Raw genomic sequence first — 17,141 nt, 5'->3', positions numbered from 1 at the left:
TCTCACCACTTTTCCGAGTTCGTATGTCGACGTTCATTGCACTGGCCGTAGCTGCGCGACAAGACCGATGTCAACCGGGACCGAGTCCAATCACGCTGCGGTTCAAAGAGAGAAAGCTCGGTCTCGACAATCGATCGAGCGATACGAGAGGAGAGAGTCGACGCCGGAGCAACCTGGATCGTCACGGCGTTCCTACCTGCCAGTGTCGGCACACCGCCGAGTTCCAAACAGACCACCGGCAGGCCCACCGCAGCCGCTTCGGCCGCCACCCAGCCGCCCGAATCGTGCATGCTCGGGAAGAGCAGAGCGGAGGAGGCCCCCATCTCGCCCACCACTTCCGATCTGTCGCGCCATCCGCGAAGCGTGATCTGACCGCGCCGATACGGAAGCGACTTCTCGATCCGCCCGCGGGCGGGTCCCTCCCCGACAAAGGTCATGGACCACTCGGTACCCAGCTGCTCGAGCGCATCCAGAATCAGGTCGATTCCTTTGTATTGCAACAGTCTTCCTACGAACAAGAGTCTTCGTTTCGGTCTGGGTACCGCTTGCTTCTCGATTCCGTCGTAGCCCAGAACACAATTGGGTTGGACGACGACATTGCGTGCCCGCGGTGCGCCACGTCCGCTGTCGGAGTTCATCGCGATGAAAGTGTCAACTCGTCCGGACATGAAGATGTGTGTCAGTGACCGAACGGCTTTCGTCGAGCAGGTTCGAACTACCGTGGATGCCAGATACCGCATACCGATGCGCTTGGCGAGCCGCATCGGCGGGTAGGTGTTGCCCCCAGCAGGCCCCCATACCAGTCGTACTCCGCCGGCTCCACCGAACAGCACCGGTGGGGGCAGCCAGTCGGAGGCGAAAGTTGCATGGTGCAGGACGTCGAAGTTTGCCGCTTCACGCCGAACGAACAGTGAAGTGTGCCAGAGCCATCGGAGGTATCGACCGTACGATCCGGCTTCTTCCGCGGGCAAAGTCGCTATTCGCACGACACGAACCTCGCAACCGAGCTGTTCACACTCTGATTCCAATGCGGGAGCCTCACCGGAGCGAGTCACCACCGTGATCGACTCACACAGTTCGGAAGCTGCCGAGAGAAGCGCCCAACCCGCACCGGATTCACTCCCCTGATTCGGATCGCAGGCGTATGCCGTCATCAACAACCGTGTCATCGCGCTACCACCAGCCTCTGTGCGCGCGGCGTCCGAGAATCGCTGCGGCTGAATCGCTCTGAGAACCAACCGATGTTGCGTGCACCGTTGTCGAGAACCACGCGCTTGATCCGTGGACTGATCAAGGCAACGGGGATCAACGTCGCCGACGCGAGTACGAGCAGAGCGCGTTTGGCACTCTGAGCCGCCAACAGTGGCAGCTCGAGCTGTCCCTGACAGACCGCGAGGATTCGTCCGTTGTTGACATACCGGGCGAAGAGCCAGGAATCCCGACGCCGATCCTCGTCTACCGGTTCGTACGCAAGCGCCTCGTCGCACCACACCAACCGGACACCGCCGGCGCTCATCCTGAGCGTGAACTCGGTGTCCTCGCCGCCAGGTAGATCCCAGTCGTCACTGAAGTTCAAGCCGTTCAAAGCCTTCAGGTCCAACAACAGATTTCCAGCGCCTGCAGACGCAACCGGGGTGCCGGTCGAATGGCGAACGCGAGTGTGCAATGGAAGTTCCGAGGCAGGCAGACCCACCGGAATCACAGGACCGGCCACAGCACCTGCGTCGAAATCTGCGGCGCAGGTGAGGAGATTCGACAGCCAGTCGACATCGACGTACTCGTCGTCGTCGACGAAGACGATGTAACGACGATCTCGTGCACGGGCGAGATCGACCAGCGCACGTCGCGCCGGAGATACCCCGCCGAATCCGAGATGCAGTCGTTCGATCCCGTCGGCAACATACGTCGGCGTGGTGGATTCCGGATCGTTGTCGCCTACTACGACCTGGGCGGAGGCACCGGAAGCCTGGATCGATGCCCGGACGCTCTCGATGCAGACAGCCAGTTCCGATTCACGACGAAAGGTCAGAATCGCCACTACGACGCCGTTGGGATTCTTCATGAGAGGTCAACTTTCGGTCGGGCGTCACGGTTCATCGAAACCAGAAGTGCGACGCTCGCGCTGGCGCACGCCGACACGGCCAATGCTCCTGCGACGTATACGGCGCTGTCGGTCAGTCCCGCCCCGAGAACGATCAGAAACTGTAGAGGCAACAGCATGGCGCGAAATGTGTTGAGGTTTGCGGTCTTGTCCACGACGCGGATCGAGGTACCGACGCCCAGAAGAATCCCGTTGAACGCCACCGCCAACCCGCACAGCAGAATGACCGGTATCAAGTTCGGAAAGTGCGGCCCGACCAGATGATCCATCAATCGCACTCCCGAGAGTCGAATCTCGAGCGTGAGACAGATCAGCGAAACGCAGATGATCGAAACCCAGAAGATCTGCAAGCCCACTCGGCGGCCGAGTGCCATGCACTCGCTCGGGCTCATCGCTTCGACACCACTGCCGAACTTACGCATCAGAATTGGCGAGATGCCCGCGAACATCAAGGACAGCGGACCGAGCAGTGTCTGGGCAGTTCTGATCTCACCGATCATCGAGATCGACGCCACCACAGTGAGTATCAAGAACATCGCCTGCTGAGCAGCTGATCCCATCAATATCTCGATCGCAAACGGCACTGATCTATATCGGTGAGTGCGCGAGTACCTGATCGACGGTACCGGCGGTACCAGACGCATGGATGCGTGACCGAGAGCGAGCGCGACGAAGACACCGACCGTATAGGTCACGAGTGCAAGTGTCAGATTCTCGACCAGGAAAGCTGCAATAAGGACGAACGAGAGTGTCACGATCTGTATCGACACAGAGATCCAACTCGCACCGTCGTGCATCAGCATCGTGCGTATCACGTCCAACACCACGAAACCAGCTGCAGCCAAGGCGTATACCGTGAGATTCATCGAGTCCGAGCCGGCGATCACGAACAGTGCCCACACCGATGTCACCGATACCGCCGCCAGCACGATCGTGGGCGCCAACGCCGGTCCACGCTCGTCGGACCCCGCCCCTCGCGACAGCCAGACGTCGACGCCGATCGCTCTCCCCAGTGCCAGTGCCAACAGACCCGCCGATTGAATCACGGCAACCTGGCCGACTTCGATCGGACCACCGAGTCGTGCCACCGAGGTGAGAACGACAAAAGTGAGGACGCTCGAAAGCCCTTGATCGGCCATGAATGTCACATGCCGAGTGCGATCTTTCACGATCTCACCTCGTCGATGAGCTCACGCATCGACGTCGCCGCTTTGCGCGATGTGAAGCGATTCGAGTAGTGACGATAAGCGGATCTGCGTATCGCCGATCGATCGTCCGCTCCGAAGATTCGATCGAGGGCCTCGCGTATCGACGACTCTTCCAAGGTATGGAGAGGCGTTCCGCCCGGTCCGACGATGTCCGCGAGTGCACCGTTGGTTGCGTAGATGACCGGGGTGCCAACCGACATCGATTCGATCGCAACGCGTCCGAACGGTTCTGCCCATTGAGACGGCACCACGGACGCCGCACTGTCGCGAAGTATCTCGATCACATCTTCGTGCGAAGTGAATCCGGCCAGCGTGACGTTGTCGAGAGCTGCGCTTATGCTGGAGATCTCGCCGTACTGCGGTCCGTCACCGAGAACTGTGAGCGAGGGACTTCCAGCGCCCTGCGGCCAGTTGCGCACCAAATCCAGGACGCCCTTCTCCGGTGTCAGTCGGCTGACGCACACAACCGAATCAGTGCTCCGAAACTCGGGTTCATTTTCTTCGAATCCGAAGTTCGGACGAACCACGACGCGGCCAGAACTGATCAGTCGTCCTTCGACCAGACGTGCTGTCATCGCGCTCGTTGCGACGAACCTGTGCTGCTTCCACCCCAAGACGCTCAGCTTGACCGCCGTAGCGCTCAGGTAGCAGACAAGGCTCTGCAGTCGGCTGTTTCCGTAGCATCCGTTGCGGACACAACTCGTGAAGTATTTGGTGGAACCGCATTCGGTGCACGTGCCATCTGCGCGCAACTTGGCTGACGGTGTGGCGAGGCGATAGTTTCGAACCGCCTGCAACGTAGGAATTGCGGCGGCTCTTGCGGCCACGAGCAACGAAGCCGAGAACGCCGGCCAGAGATTGTTCACGTAGATGACGTCGGGGCGCTCCGAACGGATGATGCGCAACGCATCGACGAGTACGCGAGGACTGAACACTGCGGTGACTGCCGCCCACGGTCCCCGGGAGATCTTGGAATTCTCGGTGGTGCACTGAACCGTCTCGTATCCGATCGATTTCAGGAGCTTGGATTCGTTGGCGAAGCTCTGCTCCTCACCACCCGGATTCCGATAGATCGCATGGAACATCAAGGCTTTCGGCGGCGTGAATCCACCGGCGGACGTCGGGTTCACTTCAGGCTTCGAACGCGCTACATCGAACGACTTGTACATCTCAGTGACCTCCTCTTCGCTCCGGAGCGAACCTGTACGCGTCGTTCTTGTCGCCACGAACCCCACGGATCGACAACTCGGCGTTGCCCGCACTGTGAGAGCGGTGGGTCGAGGGTCCGTACGGCGCCAGGAAGACCCATGCGATCAGCCACATGGCGCCGAAGAAGAGCGTCGACTCCGTCAAGTCCATCGAGAAGACTAGAACCATGATCGCGACGACGGCGATGTACTCCGTTCTGCTGCGGGCTCGCCCGAGCGCCGTGCTCAGAAGCAGGTAATAGCCGGCCAACAGCAGCAGGAATCCGATCCAACCGATCTGCAGCCGAATGTCGAGCATTCCGTTGTGTGCGCTGGTCGCCGGAAAGGACAGCTTTGACCGAATCATCTGCCCCACTGCACTGTCCGGCGCCCACACCGAGCCGAAGCCCCATCCGAGCAGAGGCCGCTGTTCGGCGTAGTAGTCGGATACCGTCCAGAGATGTAACCGGCCGGTCAGCGTGACATCTCGCGAGAGTAGCGCCGCGACATCGGGTCCGAGCACCTTCATCGCGCCGGACACCCCGAGGTACAGGCCGATGATCACAGTCGAGGCGAGGTGAGCGTTCGGTGTCCGTCGAAAGCACCTCAGAGCAACCATTGTCGCCAGCGCAATCCCCGCAGCAACGAGACCGGTCTGGCTCCGGGCCTCGAACAACACGATGCCGGCGACAGCCAGCGCCGCCACCCACGGAATACGCTTGACGTCGGGAAGCATGAGCATGACACCGACAAGTACAACTTCGATGGCAGCCATTCGTCCCAAAGTGTTCTTGTGCGTGAAGATTCCGCGATAAGCAACGGCGCGGGTGTCCACGTCGATGCCAGTCGAAGGATCGAGGAACACGACCATCAACGACAGCACGAGAAGTACCAGCAAGGTGAGGGCAACAGTCCGCACTCGCACCGCGAAGGTCAACTCACGGGCGACGATGATTCCCGTGATCGCCAGGCACACGACGACGATGCCGGCGACGGCGGAGTTCCGGGGCAGTGTCGACCAGTACCAGCTGGTTGCCGGGACGCCGGCCGAGATCATAAGCGTGAAGACAGGCCACGTCGTATTGCGTGAGAATCGCCGGTCGAGGAAGTAGACCAACGCAATTGTCGCCGAAAGAACGGCCGAACCGTGTACGAGCAACGATCCGAGCGCTGTCATCTGCGTGTACGCCTGAAAGGCTCCGCTCGCGCCGATGACCGCGATCACCAATGCCGTTCGCAAGATCAGCGGATTGTTCGGTGCCTCATTTTCGCAAGGCGCCGGTACCGCCTTCTTGTCAGTAGGCGCCATCACTTCCCACCACCGCCTTGAGCGTCTTCGCGACGATCATGACGTCACCCATCATCGACCAGTTGTCGACGTAGGAAAGATCCAGGCGGACAGTGTCTTCCCACGAAAGATCAGAACGTCCGCTGACCTGCCACAGGCCGGTGACACCGGGCTTGACCAGTAGCCGACGACTGACCGCGTCGTCGTACATCTCGACCTCGCGCCGAAGCGGTGGCCGCGGGCCTACAACACTCATCTCTCGCCGGAGGACATTGACGAACTGGGGCAACTCGTCGATCGAGTATCGGCGCATGAATCGACCTACCGTCGTCACACGCGGATCGTCTCGCATCTTGAAAAGCACTCCGGCGCCTTCGTTCTCCTTCATCAGTGCCGTGACCTGTGAATCCGCATTCTGGACCATCGAGCGGAACTTGAGCATGGGGAACGGCTGACCGTCCAACCCCATCCGCTCCGACTTGTACAGAACCGGACCCTTGCTCGTGAGCTTGACGGCGATCGCAGCCGCCAGAAGCACCGGACTGATCACGGCCAGCACGAGCGCCGCGAAAGCAACGTCGAAGGTCGTCTTCGAGAACTTCTGTGCGCCGTGATAGCGCGGACGCTCGACATGAATCAGCGGAAATCCTGCGACCGGGCGCATCGAGAGCCTCGGCCCGGACACATCCAGAATCCCCGGTGCGACAACAAGGTCCACATGATCGCGCTCGAGATCCCAGGCCAGCTTGCGCAGCCCTTCCGGTCCGAGTCGCTCCGACGCCGTCACCGCCACCGTGTCGGCACCGACCTGTTCGAGTGCGTCGGTGACACTGTGCTCGTCTCCGAGCACCGGAATGTCCCGACCGTTCACTGTGACAACTTCGCCCACGTCTCCTCCGTAGCCGGGTACGCAGACTCCGACAACTCGGTATCCATGGGCATCGTCGCGCTCGAGGTTGCGTGCAAGATCGACAACCGCCCCTCGCACACCGACCACAAGTACGGCAGTTCGAAATTCACCTCGGGCTCGCTCACGAGCAATCACCCGTCGCCAGATCCAACGACTCGCGATCAAGGCGGTCAATCCCATCGGAAACGCCACGGCAAGGTACAGGCGCGCGATCTCCAGGTGAAGGAGAAGGCTGGCGATCGCAATCAGTCCGAACAGGCGGAGCGTTCCGACAGCGATCAATCGGTACTCTTCAGGGCCGCTTCCGATCACACGAGGAGATCTGGTCCGAAATACCCTCAGTACGGCAAACCAGCCGATAATCAGGGCGAAAGACAGTGCGGTGTAGCTGAAATGGCCGAATGCTTCACCGTCGACGACATCCGCGTCGCTACCGAATCGCCACCATTGAGCCAGAAACACAACTGCCGCAACGATGATCGTGTCGGTGATCGCCAGACGACGAAGATACGCAGATTGCCATTTCCTGCGTGCGGAAACTCCACCGGCCCTCTCCGGCGTTACTCGTCGGTGTTGTTGTGGCCGCTCTTTCGTGGGCGCGGCCATCTCGAGAACCGTCATGTGTTCAGAAACCTTTCCCCATGCACAGAATTCGGCCTGAAGATGTTCACCGGCCGAGGTCCATCGGACCGCCTTGCCGATTCCCGAAACTTCGACAGCGAAGCAACTGCTCCGCATTGCTGCGTTCAGTGCGTATGGTCGCATTACGTGCGCCTTGCAGTTAACCCGGCGACTATTGTCAGGCCTCGGCCCAACTGTCGATTATTGCGGCATTGCCGCAGCTCACACCCCATGATTGAAGCAGAGTCCACTAACAACCCAAACACAGGACGATCGGCGATTTCTCCTCGCCCGCTGACGTCGCCGGCCTCGATATTGCCAGGACTCACATCTTGGCAACTCTTCGGCTAGCTGGTCAGTACCAGTGAGGAGTTTGCCACATTCCGGACAGCGTGGCAATAGCGCTTTCCGAAGTTCTTCCCGACGCCAGCATTGACGTCAGTTATTCACCCTCCGACAAGAAGGAGTGAACATTGCTCACCATTACCATTGCGTACCTATAGTTTTCATCGCCTACCCCATTTGGGCTCCGCGTTTGGACGGAAACCAGCACGCGGTTGGTAAACACTCTGCAATCCATACTTTGATGCGCTCAGCGTCGACTCAGCCCTGGACGATTGTTCGACACTTCGCCTCTGGGCGTCTTACCTACTCCTGGCCGGCATTGCGCGAACCTACGATCGGGCGACACCGAGAATTCAGACATGCAAAAGGAGGAGTGTGGACCGCCAGCGATCGCCGGTGATGTCCTGAAATAGTTGCAGCACAGCCCAATTAGGGACATGCGAGTTGCGCAGCCGCTCGGCTGCAAAGCGGGGCGACTGCTACCGATGGCTATGGCTATGGCCATGGCAAACGTGTGTGGCCGTGTAGGGTCAACGGACGCTCGACACGCTCGTTCGCACCCAGTAGCGGAGCGTGTCTCTCGAACAACCGACATTGCGGGACAACTGATCAGCTGGGCGCACGCTCTCGAGTAAACCCCCGCACGCTTCGATTGCCTTACGCGAAACCGGGTTCCTTTCGTCGCAGGTAACCAGGACGCGACTGAGCCCCACCGGGTCGCCGACATACGCGAGCGCCTCACCCAGAGCAGTCGACGCTATCCCTTTCCGGCCCTCCGACCGACGGACCCGTGGCCGATATGACCACCGACATCGGCCAAGAACTCGTTCATGCTGAGTCGCAGCTGGCCGACAACCCCCGCACCCGCTGTCCAAATCCATCGAGGGATGCCAGATCGACATCTAGGCGTTGCGAAACTCTCGAGGCCGAATCGGGCTGGTCCGCCTGCGGTCCGCCACACTCGCTACGCGATTCCAACCAAGACGCCCAAGGCCCCGTCGGGCGCAACCAGATCGACAGTCATAGAGGCACTGGTCAAGCAGGGACAGCTCAGACCGCAGCGTCACATCCCGCATGCCCGTGCCTACCCAATTACTGCGACGGCCGATGAACCCGTATTCCGCACTGCGCGTCGCAGACTCAGAGGACCCGACTAGAGAATTGCGTCCGATTCACCACACAGAGAAGGGCCCTCGAGCATTGCTCGAGGGCCCTGTGAGGCGTCGGGATTTACCGTACGACCAGGTCAGATGACTGTCGACGTGACCTTTCGTTCGCCGACTGGATTGCTGTCCACGGACCCTTCCACGGCCACGTCAGCGACAACCGGATCGGAATCGTAGTAGTACTTGTACTCGTAGACACCACGACCGTTCAGCGGGGTCATCGTGATGACAGTACCGAGAATCGTCGCGCCCACACTGTGGAGATTGCCGACCGCCCTACTCAGCTGTTCCCTCTTCGTCGTGCCGTGACGAGCAATCACTAGCGCGCCGTCCGCCAGCGCTGAAAGAACTGCAGCATCCGTAACCGGAAGCAACGGCGAGGCGTCGATGATGACGTAGTCGAACCTTCTGCGGAGATCGGTAAAGACCGCATGGGCAGTGTCAGTGCCCAGAAGTTCGCTCGGGTTCGGGGGAATCGGACCTGAGGCAAGAACCGTCAGGTCAGCATTGCTCGTGACTTGAAGTACGTCGTCGAGATCTGCTTGCCCGGCCAGGACCGAGCTCAGACCAACGCTTCCGATAAGTCCCAGATACTTCGAAACGCGAGGCTTACGGAGGTCACCTTCGACGAGACACACCTTCTTGCCTGCCTCGGCCAACACGAGTGCGATGTTCACCGCAGTCGTGGTCTTTCCCTCGGAGGGAAGAGAACTCGTAACGACGATGACACTCGGTGGGCGATCCACGGCCAGGAACTGCAGATTGGTTCGCAGCTCGCGGTACGCCTCGGCACTTGCGGAGTTGCCCTCGTGGAAGTTGATCGCTTGATGAACTTCGCGTTCCTTGTCGAACGGAATTGTTCCCACCATCGCCGCGCCGGCGATGTCTTCGACCACCTTGCGCTCTTTGACGGTGTTGTCCAGGCGATCACGCACCACAGCCAACCCGATCCCCAGCAGAAGCCCGATCGCGGCACCGAGCGCCACGTTCCGCGAAGTCTTCGGCGACACCGGTTCCGCGGGAGTTTGTGCTCGCTGTTCGACAACGACGCGCGCAGGTGCTGTGCCACCATTTGCGGGCGTACCCAGATCTTTGACCATCACGACAAACTCGTCCGAGAGCGCATTTGCGATTTCACGTGCCAGTTCAGGCGACGCATCTTGCACGCTCAAATCGAGCAGTACTGTATCCGGCGCCGATGTGGCGGTAACCTTGGACGAAATCTCCGCAGCGGAAAGCCCGCCGAGTCGATCGGGCCCGACTGAATCGATCGTTCTCTGTGCCAGTGTCTCGCCGGTAAGGAGCTTGGCGTAGGAAGTGACCAACTGCTGTGAGAGCTGGTTACCTTGGTAAGCCTCGTTCACGGTTGTTCCGGTAGAAGTCGACACGAACAGGCGCGTGGAAGCCTGGTAGATCGGCGTGGCAATCAACGAGGCGCCCAATGCGCCCAAGATCACGACCACAGTGACGACAGCGACTATCTTCCACCGTGCCTGCAAAATCTTCAGGTAGTCCCGTACATCCATCGTCGAATCTCCTTCGGCTCGAACACGTATCACGTCTTCGAGTAGTAATCGACAGCCGCTGTCGAGCCGCTGCACTCAATGCAGGCTGAACGAGGCAGCCAATCTTCTATCGCGTGTCCCTGCGTCACAGCGCGAGGTATTTGCCGAAACAGCCAGGGGGGAGAGGCCTTCACGGCATCTCACACATCTCACTTCCTGGCCGATGCATGATCGGGAAGTGGCGAACACGCGACACTGACAAACCCGCGACACTGACATCGGGCCCACTCACACATCGCGCAGAGCAGACACAACGTGCAGCCAGGCTGAACTCTACTGCGTCATTGGTCTTTTCACCACCGCAACGGAGCCTCGAAACTTCCTAGACATCGTCAGTCGACTGTGCCGACCATGAAAGGGTCAGATACCACAGCGGGCCGTAGGACCAACGTCCGTCGACGACCAACTACGCAACTTGCCGCCGGAAGTTGATGCATACCAACCGAACAAGGCAACATGCCCCTCACCCTGTGATGCACGAGCGGCTATCCCAGCATCTCCCCCGGCCACAGCTCGCTCGCTGACGGACTTTGGTCCCGGGCACACGGCCACTTCCCCTCGATGCCTACAACACCCACCCTCCGTGAAGGTTTCACCGGTTTACGGCCTTCCGAGACCTCGGTAGGTCCACCCTGCGTCGCGCCAGGTGGTCGGTTCCAGACAGTTACGTCCGTCGATGATGACCTTCTTGCGGACGACAGGTTCGAGGTCCGACGGCAACAACTTTCGAAACTCGGCCCACTCGGTCAGAACCAAGACGACATCAGCGCCTGCACACGCGTCAAGTGCACTCGAAGTGTAAGTGAGGGTGGGGAACAACGCCTTCGAGTTTCCCATGGCCTTCGGGTCATAGACATTGACGGCAGCGCCTTGCAGCTGAATCTGCCCGGCAACGTTCAGCGCAGGTGAGTCGCGCACGTCGTCGGAGTCAGGCTTGAAGGCTGCACCGAGAACCGCCACATTGGCTCCGAGTAGAGAACCACACGCTTCTCGAGCCAGTTCGACCATCCGAGTACGACGACGCATGTTGATATTGTCGACTTCGCGTAGGAATGTGAGTGCTTGATCTGCTCCCAGCTCACCAGCACGTGCCATGAAAGCACGGATGTCCTTCGGTAAGCAGCCCCCACCGAAACCGATTCCGGCGTTGAGGAATCGCCTACCAATTCTCTCGTCATGGCCGATGGCATCGGCAAGAACGGTCACATCCGCACCTGAAGCCTCGCACACCTCCGAGATCGCATTGATGAACGAGATCTTCGTTGCCAGAAATGCATTGGCTGATGCTTTGACCAACTCCGAAGTCGCAAGGTCGGTCACAACAAAGGGAATACCTTCGTTCAAGAGTTGCTCGTACACTTCACGCGCAATCGATTCCGCACGTCCGGGTCGATTGCGGTCGACCCCGAGCACAAGCCGGTCCGGGTGAAGCGTGTCTTTCACCGCGTAGCCTTCCCGGAGAAATTCCGGGTTCCACGCCACCTCCACGTCTTGTCCGGCAGGCGCCAGTTCCCGTGCCCGCGCACCCAATCGCTCTGCTGTACCGACTGGCACAGTTGATTTCCCGAAGATTACGGTCGGCCTGGTCAAGAGGGGTGCGAGTGTCTCGATCACCGAATCGACAAAACGCATGTCGGCCGCGAACTCCCCCTTCTTCTGCGGCGTACCGACGCCGAGGAAGTGGATGTCGGCGAACTCTGCGGCCTCCTCGTAGGAAGCCGTGAATCGAAGACGTCCCGCGGCTATGTTGCGGCGCAGTACTTCCTCGAGTCCCGGTTCGTAGAAAGGAACCTCCCCAGCTTCGAGCATAGCGAGCTTGTTCGGATCAACATCCACCCCGAGAACCTCGTGACCCAACTCGGCCATGCAAGCTGCGTGTGTCGCCCCGAGGTAGCCTGTGCCGAATACCGCAATACGAGAAGTCATAACGATGTCTGCCTGTCGAAGTCGAGTTTACGTCGAATAATGCTGTAGTACTTCATGTCCTGATCGAATCGACGTTCTGTCGATACCACTCCACGGTCGATGCGATCCCCGCACGAAGATCAATCTTGGGCTGCCACCCCAAATCTCGAAGCTTCCCGATGTCAAGCAACTTCCGCGGCGTCCCGTCAGGTTTCGAATGATCCCATTCGATCTCGCCGTCGAACCCGATCTCGTCCGCCACGATCGCAGAGATCTCCGCGATGCTCTGGTCCTCGCCTGTACCAACATTGACGTGTTCTGCTCCGTCATAGTGGTCGAGCAAATGAAGGCAGGCATCCGCCATGTCGTCGACGTGGAGAAACTCGCGCCTCGGCGTCCCGCTGCCCCAGTTCACGACTGAAGCAGCTCCATCACGGCGCGCGTCGTCGAAGCGTCTGATGAGGGCTGGCAGCACATGAGAGCCCTTGGCAGAGAAGTTGTCACCCGGGCCGTAGAGATTGGTCGGCATCGCGGAGATCCACGGACGCCCGAACTGCTTTCGAACAGCCTGTACCTGCAGGATTCCCGCGATCTTGGCGATGGCATATGCATCGTTCGTCGGTTCCAAATGACCGGTCAGCAAATATTCTTCGCGAATCGGTTGAGGAGCGAATTTCGGGTAGATGCAGGATGATCCGAGGAACAGCAGGCGATCTACGTCGAACTCGGCCGCCGCGTCCATCACGTTCACCTGGATGCGAAGGTTGTCGGAGATGAAGTCCACCGGCAGTGTGCTGTTCGCCAGTATCCCGCCCACCTTGGCTGCCGCGAGGACCACGTTCTTCGGCCTCTCGGCGGCGAAGAACTCGAACACGGCACCGCGGTCGCGAAGATCGAGTTCGGCGGACGTGCGACCGACAAGGCGATTGAAACCGTCGGCCTCCAAACGACGCCAGATCGCTGAACCCACGAGTCCACGATGGCCCGCGACGTACACCGCATCGTTCCGATCGAGGGACTTCTGCGCGTACTCCCCCGTCATCGGGCATGCTCCCAATCCACCAGGTTCGGGCGGTCGATCCAGGGCTTGCCCTCACACTTCAGAGCCTCTATGTCCGCATCGACCATGATTCGAGCCAGCTCGGGGGTATGTACAGTCGCCTTCCAGCCGAGCTTCTGCTCCGCCTTACCTGCATCTCCGATCAACGCGTCTACTTCCGTCGGCCGCAGATAGCGCTCGTCGAAGCGCACATGATCTTCCCAGTTCAGACCCGCGTGCTCGAAGGCCACCGTCAGGAAATCCTTGACCGAGTAGTTACCGCCTGTCGCGAGCACGTAATCGTCCGGCTCGTCGGCCTGAAGCATCCTCCACATTCCCTCCACGTACTCCGGCGCGTAGCCCCAGTCGCGGATTGCATCGAGATTACCCATGTACAAATCGTTTTCCAGGCCGGCCTTGATCCGCGCCACCGCTCGCGTGATCTTGCGAGTTACGAATGTTTCGCCTCGCCGCGGAGATTCGTGGTTGAACAGAATTCCGTTCACGGCAAAGATCCCGTACGCCTCGCGGTAGTTCTTGGTGATCCAGTACGAGTACACCTTCGCCGCACCGTACGGCGATCGCGGATAGAAGGGAGTCTGCTCGTCCTGCGGAGGCGGTGTCGCACCGAACATCTCGGAGCTGGACGCCTGGTAGAACCTGCATTCGAGACCAGCCATCCGGACTGCTTCGAGCAGCCTGATCGACCCGATTCCCGTCGTGTCACCGGTATGTTCGGGCTCGTCGAAACTTACCCGTACATGGGACTGCGCTGCGAGGTTGTAGACCTCGTCCGGGCGTATCTGTGCGAGAAGAGTGACCAAACGCGCCCCGTCGCTGAGATCTCCGTAATGAAGGAACAGTTTTGCATCCGGCGTGTGGGGATCCACATACATGTGATCGATTCGAGCTGTATTGAACGTGGACGATCTACGAATAAGTCCGTGGACCTCGTATCCCTTGCCCAGCAACAACTCCGCGAGATAGGAGCCGTCTTGACCGGTGATGCCTGTGATCAGTGCCTTCTTCATTTCTCTCCTTCATGTATGTGCGACTTCACGATTTTCGGGCAGCTATTCACACGGTCACGCCTGCCTCCACCGCCTTCTCCATGCTTGAAATTCGCCGAACCGAAATATAGATACACGGAATAACCTGGAGTACAACCATTCCTGCGGATAGTCCCAAGTAGAGTGCGGCGGCTCCGAGTTCAGGAATCAGGGATATTGCCAATACCATTCCGACGAGGCCGCTCAGCCAGACACAGAGGACTTGCAACCATAGTCCTCGCGGGTCCATGAGGAACATCGCCGCCGGCTGATGCACCGAAACAACAAGGATGTAAACACTTCCGGCCAAAACGGTTGCCAGCGGGACGACAAGACTTCCACCCGAGACAAACCGAATTCCCGGATAGCTGATGACGACCAGAGCAAGCGCAAATACGGCGCCCACAGTGCCGAGAAGTACTATATGCTGGGCGAATTCACGCACCCGAAGTGTCCCGATTCGGTATCGCTCGCGATATCTTGACCACAAGTTCTGGCCCATCACTCCCAAGATAGCCAGCAGGGGTCCAGCGAATTGCGCCACCACCGAATATTGTGCGACGTCTTCGACCGTTCCAAAAGTGGAGATCAGCAACCTATGGCTCTGGAACCCGACAACCATGCCGATCGATATGAGAAAAAACGGAACCGCCGTTTCAGCTATGCGAACTCGCACCGGGCTTGTAAGACGCCAGCCGATCAACGAACCCTCATCGCCGGAAATCGATCGAAGCGCGAGAGCAAGGGTAAGAAATCCGACGGCGAGGTAGCCTGCGCACGGTGCCAGAACAAACAGGTAGGCCGGCGCCTGAGTAGTCCAACAAACCCCTATCACGATCAGTTGAATGATCGGACCGATCAACGCTGCGGTAACGACAACGCGCATCTTTCCGCAACCCTGCAGGATGCGTGACCCCAAACCCAATGGAATACCAACTGCCGCAGATACAATCACTACTGTGGCCAGCGCCGACGCATGATCCATCTCACCGACTGCGCCTAGAACTGGCACCCACAGCCCCATCTGATAGAACAGGAACGCGAGGCTTGCGACAGCGAGGGATACCAGAACGGTGACCAGACTCGCCCGCCGAAAATGGGATTGGAACGACATCCGATCGAGTGCACCACTTCGGTAATCTGCTGTCGCGTTCACCATGGTCGCGCCGATACCGAAGTCCGCGAAGGGAAGTAGATTCAACATGGACGCCATCAGCGCATAGAAGGCGTAGTACTCGACGCCGTAGTCCCGAGACAGAATTGCTATTACGGCGAAGTTCGCGCAAGCGCCGGCCAGCAGACCTACCAGTCGAAAGAACCCGGTCCCGCCCAGGTCGATCGACTTCGCCGACCTCACGTATGAGCTGACCACTGTGTTCACCCTCGTGTCTCCGAGGTTCCAGCGCCAGACACGATTGTGGACTGCTTCAGACCGCTGTCGCCGATCCGAGCGAGTACCTTGTAGCACGCGGCAACTGCTACCTTCACGCAACCCCGCCAGTACAAACCTTGCGCGAACGACGCTCGTCCCATGCGTGCGTTCGCAGCTGCGGCAACCGCCGATGCGCTCATCAGCCGAACTGGGATCCCCAGATGTCGCGCGTAGTGCCCCCTGATCGATTCCTTGCACAACAGCGATTTCTCAGGAGAACCAATGGATTTGCCTGCGTACATCGAATACACGAGGGAAACGGTGTTGTGTTGAACGACTCGGCCGACGACGGATAGACGAATGAACATTTCGTAGTCGTCGGCGTAACGCTCGACGATCTCCGGTACGTCCAGCGCAATCGCTGCTTCGTAATCGGCACGCCGAACCAGCGCCGCTCCCGGTGGAAACGGACCATACCCTTGTGTCAACAGGGTTCGAGTATTGATCTCGGAGTACGACTGATTGTTCAACCGACTACGCCCACGTGGGAGACTCGCCATCACACGTCCAGCGACGACTGCGCAGTCCGCCTGTGCAGAGAGAATACGCAAGGACTCGTGAATGCCGGGTGCGACCAGAAGATCATCCGCGTCCAGGAACACGATGTACGGTGCCGTGACGAGCGTGGCCCCCCGTCGTCTCGCGAGGTATGCACCCGCATTTGGCTGCGTCAGGACACGTATATCGTGGGCGCGACATAACGCGGCGGTACTGTCTGTGGATCCGTCGTCCACCACGATGACTTCCGAAGCGCCCGCATTGTGCGCGCTCTCGATTGACGCCAAAAGTGTGGCTTCCGCGTTGAAAGCTGGTATGACAACTGCGAATTCCGCACTTGATTGCGTTGTGGGTTCCAAATAGTCATCGGACACGAGGAGTCACCCCTGCTAGAACTCGTCTTTGAACACGGTCGGTTTTTGCGAGAAGCGCAACCCCCAAGGACACCGCATAATCGAGCCACTGCGCCCTGAAGACTGTAATTCCGGTCAGGGCGCGTGATCGCCGCATGTCCCGGTAATGATCCATCATGCCCCGCACCGAACCAGCGCCGGCCGAATCAAAGTCACAGAAGAACTCGGTCCACACGCGCGGTTGCGATCGGACCGCCATCTTCAACAGATACAGTTGGTCGGCACTGAGTCCGAATTCGGTATCGTAACCGCCGATCTCAACATGCAGCGACTTCTCGATCACACATGCTTGATGGGGAATGATGTTTCCACCTAGCGCGAATCGGGACAGACTGAACGGGATACGGCCACCGATTCCGATGGAACTTCCGGAGTCGTGGATGTTGCTCAGCCCGTAACCCCACCGCCAAGAGA

14 protein-coding genes are annotated in these 17,141 nt (G+C 59.3%); all 14 read right to left on the bottom strand.

The genetic code is table 11. From position 1 onward, the window contains the following. Nucleotides 1–2: 2 nt before the first annotated feature. Nucleotides 3–1,169, bottom strand: coding sequence for a glycosyltransferase family 4 protein (locus ABH939_RS19460; RefSeq protein WP_404649983.1), 1,167 nt, complete (start codon nt 1,167–1,169; stop codon nt 3–5). Then, the gene (locus tag ABH939_RS19455) at nt 1,166–2,062 is read right to left on the bottom strand and encodes a glycosyltransferase family 2 protein (RefSeq protein WP_064114237.1); all 897 of its coding nucleotides are present in this window, start codon (nt 2,060–2,062) and stop codon (nt 1,166–1,168) included. The genes ABH939_RS19460 and ABH939_RS19455 overlap by 4 nt, the downstream gene beginning before the upstream one ends. Then, nucleotides 2,059–3,270: a hypothetical protein gene (locus tag ABH939_RS19450; protein ID WP_054187552.1), complete on the bottom strand. Its 1,212-nt coding sequence runs from the start codon at nt 3,268–3,270 to the stop codon at nt 2,059–2,061. The genes ABH939_RS19455 and ABH939_RS19450 overlap by 4 nt, the downstream gene beginning before the upstream one ends. Next, a complete protein-coding gene (locus ABH939_RS19445; RefSeq protein ID WP_081557493.1) occupies nt 3,267–4,478 on the bottom strand; it encodes a glycosyltransferase family 4 protein in 1,212 nt (403 codons plus the stop codon). Before ABH939_RS19445 ends, ABH939_RS19450 begins: the two co-directional genes overlap by 4 nt. A gap of 1 nt (nt 4,479) precedes the next feature. Further along, on the bottom strand, nt 4,480–5,805 hold the full coding sequence (locus ABH939_RS19440; RefSeq protein ID WP_376137763.1) for an O-antigen ligase family protein: 1,326 nt from the start codon (nt 5,803–5,805) through the stop codon (nt 4,480–4,482). Beyond that, a complete protein-coding gene (locus ABH939_RS19435; protein WP_047269061.1) occupies nt 5,792–7,315 on the bottom strand; it encodes a sugar transferase in 1,524 nt (507 codons plus the stop codon). Before ABH939_RS19435 ends, ABH939_RS19440 begins: the two co-directional genes overlap by 14 nt. A gap of 875 nt (nt 7,316–8,190) precedes the next feature. Further along, nucleotides 8,191–8,541 (bottom strand): GNAT family N-acetyltransferase, encoded by a 351-nt coding sequence (locus tag ABH939_RS19430; RefSeq protein WP_075832471.1) that lies wholly within the window; start codon nt 8,539–8,541, stop codon nt 8,191–8,193. 365 nt (nt 8,542–8,906) lie between these two features. Further along, nucleotides 8,907–10,352 carry a polysaccharide biosynthesis tyrosine autokinase gene (locus tag ABH939_RS19425; protein WP_007726623.1) on the bottom strand — a complete coding sequence of 482 codons (1,446 nt, stop codon included), beginning with the start codon at nt 10,350–10,352 and terminating at the stop codon, nt 8,907–8,909. 639 nt (nt 10,353–10,991) lie between these two features. Further along, on the bottom strand, nt 10,992–12,317 hold the full coding sequence (locus ABH939_RS19420; protein WP_376137767.1) for a UDP-glucose dehydrogenase family protein: 1,326 nt from the start codon (nt 12,315–12,317) through the stop codon (nt 10,992–10,994). A 52-nt stretch (nt 12,318–12,369) separates the two neighbouring features. Further along, nucleotides 12,370–13,338 carry a GDP-L-fucose synthase gene (locus tag ABH939_RS19415; protein WP_054187555.1) on the bottom strand — a complete coding sequence of 323 codons (969 nt, stop codon included), beginning with the start codon at nt 13,336–13,338 and terminating at the stop codon, nt 12,370–12,372. Continuing rightward, nucleotides 13,335–14,366 (bottom strand): GDP-mannose 4,6-dehydratase, encoded by a 1,032-nt coding sequence (gene gmd / locus ABH939_RS19410; protein ID WP_003943737.1) that lies wholly within the window; start codon nt 14,364–14,366, stop codon nt 13,335–13,337. Before gmd ends, ABH939_RS19415 begins: the two co-directional genes overlap by 4 nt. A gap of 46 nt (nt 14,367–14,412) precedes the next feature. Then, nucleotides 14,413–15,597: a polysaccharide biosynthesis protein gene (locus ABH939_RS19405; RefSeq protein ID WP_228401970.1), complete on the bottom strand. Its 1,185-nt coding sequence runs from the start codon at nt 15,595–15,597 to the stop codon at nt 14,413–14,415. Nucleotides 15,598–15,761: 164 nt separating this feature from the next. Continuing rightward, entirely contained in the window at nt 15,762–16,688 is a 927-nt protein-coding gene (locus tag ABH939_RS19400) for a glycosyltransferase family 2 protein (RefSeq protein ID WP_007726615.1), read from the bottom strand. Then, nucleotides 16,678–17,010 carry a hypothetical protein gene (locus ABH939_RS19395; protein WP_228232624.1) on the bottom strand — a complete coding sequence of 111 codons (333 nt, stop codon included), beginning with the start codon at nt 17,008–17,010 and terminating at the stop codon, nt 16,678–16,680. Before ABH939_RS19395 ends, ABH939_RS19400 begins: the two co-directional genes overlap by 11 nt. Between the last annotated feature and the right edge of the window lie 131 nt (nt 17,011–17,141).

Origin of the sequence: Rhodococcus sp. 27YEA6, assembly GCF_044908235.1 — a bacterium.
Lineage (GTDB): Bacteria > Actinomycetota > Actinomycetes > Mycobacteriales > Mycobacteriaceae > Rhodococcus_F > Rhodococcus_F qingshengii.
This window is presented reverse-complemented; position numbering and strand designations above follow the sequence as displayed.